At 41.5% G+C, this 8,026-nt stretch carries 5 protein-coding genes and 2 pseudogenes; all 7 read right to left on the minus strand.

Annotation, left to right across the window (positions count from 1 at the left end; all coding sequences use genetic code 11):
• Positions 1-304: 304 nt before the first annotated feature.
• Positions 305-478, minus strand: a pseudogene (locus tag PSF42_RS19005) (DUF4113 domain-containing protein); the annotation flags it as partial.
• A 600-nt stretch (positions 479-1,078) separates the two neighbouring features.
• Positions 1,079-1,930 carry a universal stress protein gene (locus tag PSF42_RS19010; RefSeq protein WP_024008861.1) on the minus strand — a complete coding sequence of 284 codons (852 nt, stop codon included), beginning with the start codon at positions 1,928-1,930 and terminating at the stop codon, positions 1,079-1,081.
• 10 nt (positions 1,931-1,940) lie between these two features.
• Complete coding sequence (locus PSF42_RS19015; protein WP_024008860.1) at positions 1,941-3,428, minus strand: SulP family inorganic anion transporter; 1,488 nt, start codon at positions 3,426-3,428, stop codon at positions 1,941-1,943.
• Positions 3,429-3,783: 355 nt separating this feature from the next.
• A complete protein-coding gene (locus tag PSF42_RS19020; protein WP_024008859.1) occupies positions 3,784-5,010 on the minus strand; it encodes an MFS transporter in 1,227 nt (408 codons plus the stop codon).
• 37 nt (positions 5,011-5,047) lie between these two features.
• Positions 5,048-5,794 carry a patatin-like phospholipase family protein gene (locus PSF42_RS19025; protein ID WP_191901244.1) on the minus strand — a complete coding sequence of 249 codons (747 nt, stop codon included), beginning with the start codon at positions 5,792-5,794 and terminating at the stop codon, positions 5,048-5,050.
• Between the two features lie 37 nt (positions 5,795-5,831).
• A pseudogene (locus tag PSF42_RS19030) lies at positions 5,832-6,668 on the minus strand (Tn3 family transposase); the annotation flags it as partial.
• Between the two features lie 277 nt (positions 6,669-6,945).
• Positions 6,946-7,950: an IS110-like element IS4321 family transposase gene (locus tag PSF42_RS19035; RefSeq protein ID WP_000427623.1), complete on the minus strand. Its 1,005-nt coding sequence runs from the start codon at positions 7,948-7,950 to the stop codon at positions 6,946-6,948.
• Between the last annotated feature and the right edge of the window lie 76 nt (positions 7,951-8,026).

Raw genomic sequence — 8,026 nt, forward strand, 5'->3', positions numbered from 1 at the left:
TAAGGCTATCACACAGGATTTTCTATTTTCCTTAGTTACATAAGGAAAACGGCATCATTTCGATTTATGTGCATTGCTATCAATTAGTTAAAGGCGAACAACTCCAGAGGGTAAAAGTGTTAAAGATAATCATATCAATGACATATCGCAACAATCATAAATTGATAATGATTGTTTCATTATCTTAATAATGTTCAGAAATATGAATATAATTCTAAACGAAAGACGTTCTCAATTTAGGTATACTGGTTGAAGCAATTGTAGGATTGCGGTGAATCCTGCTGAATACGCTGGTGGATTTCCTCTAAATCTTCACTACGGGAAGATCTGAAATTCTCGTAGTGTATGCCGGTGAAAGCATTTCTCGCTTCATGCGCCAGTTTGTGTCCATTCCCTTTCCAGCGAACCATATTTTGCTAACACCTCGATTATTTATCTGGTCCAAGGTTTTCATCAATTGTTCACTTCCTACAGTTGGCTAAGAATTCCTGTCAAAGATAGATAAGTAAGCGATTAACCATTACCTTTCATAGGTTGATAGTATCTAATATTAAAAAAATCACCGAGCTTAATCAGCTGTCTATTTTTAATAGTAAGTATTCATCAACATGTCTAATTTTTACCAATTGGATTACTAAGATGTACTAAGTTTAGTACCGAGGGATCGAATGTACAATCTTCACTCAGCACCAACACAATTCACTTTGTCGGGTGGACGACATTTGTTATTAAAAGCCGTCTTCTTGAGAACCCTGCGTGCAACTTTCACTGTACTAGACTCAAACATTTGATACCCAGTAACTTATAGAGCAGCCATTACAGGATCATTCCAAGAGTTGCGAGTTAGCCTTTTCGTTTTAACCAAGTACTCTTGATATTGAGGGGCAAATAGTGTCACTGCACTTCGGATTTTTACATGTTGTTCATTGATACTTGAGTCATCAATAAACGCACAGAAACTTCTGTGGAAAGATTTTCTGAACCAGAATTAAGGAGGGATAAGGTATATCACACTTAATTTGACAAAAAAGACCAGCACTCAATTGTGCTGGACTAATAGTACAACCAATAAAATTTCTTAGCGAAGAATTACCATTGGTAGTTGAGTACTTTCCATCATTTTAAGTGTATTACTGCCAAGGAAAACCTGTGCCAGCTTAGAGCGTGAAAATGCGCCCATCACAAGCATTTCAACATCATGACTCGATTTATATTCCATCAATGAATTAAATACATTGCCTTCCAATAAACTCGAACATACTTCAAATCCATTCTCTTTCAGCATAGCTTCGGTTTGCTGAAACTTTTCTTGTTGTTTAGGTTGATTGTTTTTCACACTGACAAGATGACATGTCAAACCATGAAGTAAGCCTCCTTCAATAATAGTTTTCACCGCTTTATCTGCGGTTTCACGCCCATCATAAGCCAACATAAAACTTTTAGGGGCTGCAAACTCTTTATTGGCAATAACAACAGGAGTATGAACTTGACGAATAATTTGCTCAATGTGAGAGCCCACCACATTGAAATTATCACCATGGCTTTCACCAGAGCGTCCAATCACAATTAAACGAGCCTCTTCTTCCAGATCATAAATGGCTTCAACGATACCGCTATGTCGTTGCATTTTTTCAATTGTGTGACAACCTTGTGCTTGCGCTAATTGAGAAGCATGTTCCAGCATCTCTTTACCTAACTCCAAGGCTAATTTGCTTTTTTGTTCATCTAAACTGGCCATTTCAGTTAATAAAGATGAACGAGCGCCTAAGCCAATAGCACCACTAAGATCTTCGGCTTGGGTTGATGGTGTTTTCTCAATTGCGTGTAACAACAACAATTTTTTATTCAATTTATTCGATGCCCAAATGCCAGCACGGCAAGTGGAATCAGCATAGATTGAGCCATCAATACAGGTAATTACGTTATTCATTACTTTCTCCTTAGTGGCCTGCCATGAGCTTTTCGACTTCTTTAGGATCATTATGCACACCAAACTTATCAACGATGGTTTCTGTTGCTTCACTCATCCCAATAATTTCAACATCTGTTCCTTCGCGTCGGAATTTAATCACCACCTTATCAAGTGATGATACTGAAGTAATATCCCAAAAGTGAGCATGAGTGAGATCAATCACAACTTTATTCACCACCTCTTTAAAATCAAATGATTCAATAAATTGCTCTGATGATGCAAAAAAGACTTGTCCCATAACTTGATAAGTTCGGCTTGCATCTACTGGTGACTCTGTTTTTACCACCATAAAACGACCAATTTTATTGGCAAAGAATAACGTCGCTAATAACACCCCGACAAAAACACCAATTGCTAAGTTATGCGTTGCCACAACCACAACAACGGTCGTTATCATCACAATATTTGTTGATAATGGGTGCTTTTTAAGATCTCTAATTGAACTCCAAGAAAAGGTACCAATTGCTACCATAATCATTACTGCAACTAACGCTGCCATCGGGATTTGCTTAAGCCATTCATCTAGAAAAACTACCATGATGATAAGATAAATACCGGAGCTTAAGGTGGATAATCGTCCACGTCCGCCAGATTTAATATTAATAATTGACTGGCCAATCATGGCACAACCAGCCATACCGCCCATTAAGCCTGCACCAATGTTAGCAATACCTTGTCCCTTACACTCTTGATTACGATTACTTTTGGTATCCGTAAGGTCATCCACAATCGTGGCGGTCATCATTGATTCCAACAGACCAACCATAGCGAGGCCCAATGAATAAGGTAAAATAATGAATAAAGTTTCAAGATTAAGTGGAACTTCTGGCCATAAGAAAATAGGCAGCGTATCGGGAAGTTGCCCCATATCACCAACAGTTCGTATATCCATTCCAGAGACGCTTGCTACAATTGTCAAAACGATGATGCAAATCAAAGGAGATGGGATCGCTTTACCGATAGCAGGAACATATGGGAATAAATAAACAATTCCTAACCCTGCTGCTGTCATCGCGTAAACATGCCAAGTTACATTGGTTAACTCGGGCAATTGAGCCATAAAGATAAGAATTGCTAATGCATTAACAAACCCCGTCACGACAGAGCGTGATACAAAACGCATTAAGCTGCCGAGTTTTAAATATCCGGCTATGATTTGGAATACCCCTGTTAACATAGTTGCCGCTAACAAATACTCTAAACCGTGGTCTTTAACCAAAGTGACCATAAGTAACGCCATCGCACCCGTTGCAGCCGAAATCATTCCGGGGCGGCCACCCACAATAGAGATAATGAAAGTGATACAAAAAGAAGCGTAAAGACCAACTTTAGGGTCAACACCTGCAATAATAGAAAAAGCAATAGCTTCTGGGATCAGAGCTAAAGCCACAACAATACCCGCGAGCAAATCGCCACGAACATTCGAAAACCATTCAAGTTTTATTTTTTCTAACATGAAAATCCTATCATAAAAGAAAGCGACATCGATGCACACAAGATCCTATAGGCAGATTTAGCCTAAGATAATTTAGTGAACGCACTATGCTGCTTTGAAATTGTATTTAATGAAATTAATAGAATAAATGGTACTAAGGTACCTGCCGGCAAACGGCATAATAGTCACGCAAAATGGTGACAATTTTGAAGAAAGAGGTGGGTAGCCTAAGGCGGCGTAATATGCAACTTACAATCCTTTTAAAATTAATAATGTGTGAATTGTTACACGAATATCACAAAAGGTCTATATGGTAAGAACAAAAAAGAAACGGTTTTTCACTTCATCATTAGATGAATTAATCTTTAACACTCTTTTAGTCACTATGACACTGTTTATCTTTAAAGGACTGATAAGCAGGTATAAGAAGTAATAATCCGATCATAGTTAGGCCGCTAAACAAACCAAATAGAGTGGAAGCTGTCCAGCCTTTTTCAATAAATATCCCAAATATCCATGGGGCAGCTGCTGTAGAAAAGATCATCATTGAGGTCACCATAGAGCGGATTGCTCCAATATGCTGAGTCCCATAAATCTCTACCCATAATGCACTAATAACAGGACTGGAACTACCAATGCCTAGACCAAATAAGGACATAAATAGAGGTGCAGCCCAGTAATTATCCAATAACGTTAAGACTAATAAACCGGCAATTAAAGGTAATGGAAGAAATGGTAATAAAGATTTAGCTTGAAAACGATCAATCAAAGAGCCAGAGACCATAGAACTTGCCCAATGTAAAAAACCATATGCAACGAAACTACTCGCTAATAAACTTGCAGGCCATCCCTTTTGTTCCAGTAAGTAATTTTGTTGAATAAATACGGCCGTCACAATAAATGGAGCGGATAAAACGGCAGGAATAATCGACCAAAATCGCCAATCTTTCACGACATCTCTACGCCCTTGCTCTTGTGTTTTTGTGCTTTTGGGTTCCAAAGGTTTTTTCTTATCAGATGTATTCGACTTTTTTAATAAAGTTAAAGCCATTGGTAAATAAATAATCATGACTATCAATGCCAACATCAACCAACTCCACCTCCAACCAAGCAAAGCGATAGTCGTCATTAAAATTATGGGAAGCACCATTTCACCGAAGGCAACTCCGCTAGCAGAAAGGCTAAGCGCTTTCCCCCTTTGGTGAGTGTAAACTCGAAGCATGGTTGTTTGCGCGGTATGTGGAAAGAGTCCTTGTCCAGCGAGCCTCAGTCCCCAAAATGCAAAAAATAACATCCACACAGTTTGAATGTTCGCCATTAATAAACAGGAAACACAAAGTAAAAATGACACGACAATAACCACTTTATGCAAAGCCCAACGGTCAACAAGGCCGCCAACCATAAAAATGACGGCACTACTGCACAACGTGGCAATGGCATAAATGAAACCATAGTCCTCAGCAGAAATGTTAAGTGATTGTTGAATATCTGCGCCATACCAACTCAAAAAAAATGATTGGCCAATATTACCGATAAAAACAGTAATAAAGCCAAAGCTTAAAAGCGGCCATTCTTGGCTCATAAAACGAAAATAACTACTCAAAAATCACTCCAATAATCAATTGATTGGAAAACAACAATCATACGTTTTCTAGAAATAAGATACCTTTTTCCAATCCCTGTCGATACCCTAATTCTAGTTTTCCTTTAGATCGAGTAAAACGAGAAACAGGGAATGAAGGTGGGGGGGCAATCACATTAATTTTGCAATCTTTAGGAGGAGCTTGAATAAAGTCTAACGCTTGATTATACATTTCATGACGCTTAAGCATCGCAGTATATAATTGAGGATACTCTTTTTCTAATGATTTCATCCACTTTAAAATATATGGCTTCTTTTTTCTATAGCCTAAGGGCTGAGATAATATCACCGTAATATCTCTTGCGCCTTGCTGATAAGCAAACTTGACAGGAATAGCATCAGCGATCCCTCCATCAGTCATTGGTATACCATCAACCATGGGATAATAACGATAAACTAACGGAATAGCACAAGAAGCCATGATCGCAGAATGGTTAATATTATCACTCGAAGTTTGATAATAGCAGGGCTCCCCCGTAGTAATATTTGTTGTCACTACCCAAAGCGGCATGAAAAATGGTCTATGTAACGGCTCATTGTCATATGAGCTTCTCCACAGCCACCCGACATCGCACAAGTGCCCCCCCTTAATATAACGTTTCAGATTAATGAATTCAGAGCTAGTAGCATATTTTTTGATGATTTTTTCACTACGGCCAACTTGCTTTGATAAATAACCAACAAGATTTGTAGAACCAGCAGAAACACCTACAAAAAAATTAAAATCATAATAATTATGAGCCATTAGTGGGGTTCGAGGTTCAATCGTGTAAAAAACCACGTTAAGGCAATAATTCATTGTTTGAATTGAAATTTAATGGCCTCAACTCTCCCTTCAGAATATTTTCCGGCAGCGTGAACGTATAATGTCCCAGCATGTTGATATGACCGTACATCAGTGGCGACAGGCGTGAGATATGCTCGTCTTCCGGGATCTCACCAGCGCTGCGCAAATGTGATAGCGCTTCCTGCATATAAAGCGTGTTCCACAATACAACTGCGTTAGTGACAAGCCCCAGCGCACCCAGTTGATCCTCCTGCCCCTCACGGTAACGTTTTCTAATCTCACCACGTTGGCCGTAACAGATCGCCCTTGCCACGGCGTGACGGCCTTCTCCCCGGTTAAGCTGAGTCAGTATCCTGCGACGATATTCTTCATCATCAATGTAGTTGAGGAGGTACAGCGTCTTGTTGACCCGTCCCACCTCCATAATCGCCTGCGCCAGCCCTGACGGACGGGAACTTTTTAAAAGCGAGCCCACAAGTTCTGAGGCGTGGACTGTACCCAGCTTCAGAGAACCGGAAACCCTCATCATTTCATCCCATTGGGTTTCTATCTTTGACAGTTCAACGCATCCCCGCGCCAGCTCATCCAGTACCCCGTAGTTCGCATTTTTATCTGCACGCCAAAATACCGCCTCACCGGCATCTGCCAGGCGGGGCGAAAACTGGTAGCCCAGCAGCCAGAACAGGCCAAAGATAATGTCGCTGGACCCTCCAGTGTCCGTCATAATCTCCACCGGATTCAGCCCCGTCTGCTGCTCCAGAAGCCCTTCCAGCACAAAGATAGAGTCACGCAACGTACCGGGGATAACGATGCCGTGAAAGCCGGAATACTGGGGGTCGCCTCAGAAAACGGAATCTATGGTCACTCCCGTTTTTGCAACACCGATTTTGACGACAAGTTGGCTTGCTTGAATCTATCCGGCGTCTGAATGGGATTTTATTCCCGCGCCTTGATGAGTTCCGCGCCTGATGAACCTCCAGAAAATATACGGCTTCAATGAGCCTTTCCGTTTTACAGGTTCCTCAACAGGCCGGTGGGCCGTTAGTATCATCAATATCAGTATTCGCAAAACCAGATCAGTAATTCTTTAAACCGGTGTATTTCTGCCGTTATGCTACATAAGTTTGCTGTCGTGCCGTTAGGGCCCAGGCTATTCTGGCCAGCTTGTTTGCCAGAGCACAAGTGACGACAAAGTTGCTTTTCCGGCACAGTAAATCCCTGACCCAATCGGCCAATTTGCCAGACTGGTGTTCCAGTTTTTGTATGAATACCCTGGCACATTGAACCAACAAAGTTCGGATCTTTTTATTACCTCGCTTACTAATTCCCAGCAATGTCGTCCTACCTCCCGTGCTGTACTGCCGAGGTACAAGCCCTGTTGCCGCCGCAAAGTCACGGCTGCTGGCGTACTGCTTCCCGTCGCCAATCTCAGTTGAAATAGTACTCGCTGTCAGTGTTCCGACGCAGGGAATGCTCAGCAAGCGCTGTCCAACCTCATCTTCGTCCAACTTTCGTTTCAACTGGGATTCCAAATCTTTAATCTGCTCAACAAGATAGTGATAATGCTGTTGTAATTTCAGCAATAACTGGCTGAGGTAAAGAGGCAAACTATTATCCTCAAGAATGGTACTCAGTCGGCTAATAACGGCAGCTCCTCGGGGAACGCTAATGCCAAATTCCAGCAGAAAAGCATGCATTTGATTGGTTGTTTTTACCTTATCCTGAACCAGGGATTCACGGACACGATGCAGAGCCCGCATTGCCTGCTGAGATTCCGTTCTGGGCTGCACAAAACGCATAGACGGACGCGATGCAGCTTCACAAATAGCTTCGGCGTCGACAAAGTCGTTTTTATTGCTTTTAACGAACGGGCGGACAAATTGTGGTGATATCAGCTTTGGGGAATGCCCCAACTCTTCCAACTTGCGTGCCATAAAGTGAGAACCGCCACAGGCTTCCATTGCGATGGTTGTAGCGGGGCATGTCGCCAAAAATTCGATCAACTTTGGCCGGGTAAATTTTTTACGGTAAACAGCCTTCCCGCGACGATCCTGGCAATGAATATGGAAAGAGTTTTTACCCAGATCGATACCAATGAGCGCAATGTTTTCCATGATAGTTCTCCGAATGAAAGCCTGTCCTCAGCATAGTACCGGGAAGGAGGGAGTGACCATCTCATTAAATAAAGGG

It is taken from the genome of Providencia sp. PROV032, assembly GCF_028484875.1.
GTDB classification, from domain to species: domain Bacteria; phylum Pseudomonadota; class Gammaproteobacteria; order Enterobacterales; family Enterobacteriaceae; genus Providencia; species Providencia rettgeri_E.

Excerpts from the sequence above, each read along its gene's own strand:
- PSF42_RS19015 (WP_024008860.1), bottom strand. The coding sequence starts at position 3,428 with ATGTTAGAAAAAATAAAACTTGAATGGTTTTCGAATGTTCGTGGCGAT.
- PSF42_RS19025 (WP_191901244.1), bottom strand. The coding sequence starts at position 5,794 with ATGGCTCATAATTATTATGATTTTAATTTTTTTGTAGGTGTTTCTGCT.
- PSF42_RS19035 (WP_000427623.1), bottom strand. The coding sequence starts at position 7,950 with ATGGAAAACATTGCGCTCATTGGTATCGATCTGGGTAAAAACTCTTTC.
- PSF42_RS19010 (WP_024008861.1), bottom strand. The coding sequence starts at position 1,930 with ATGAATAACGTAATTACCTGTATTGATGGCTCAATCTATGCTGATTCC.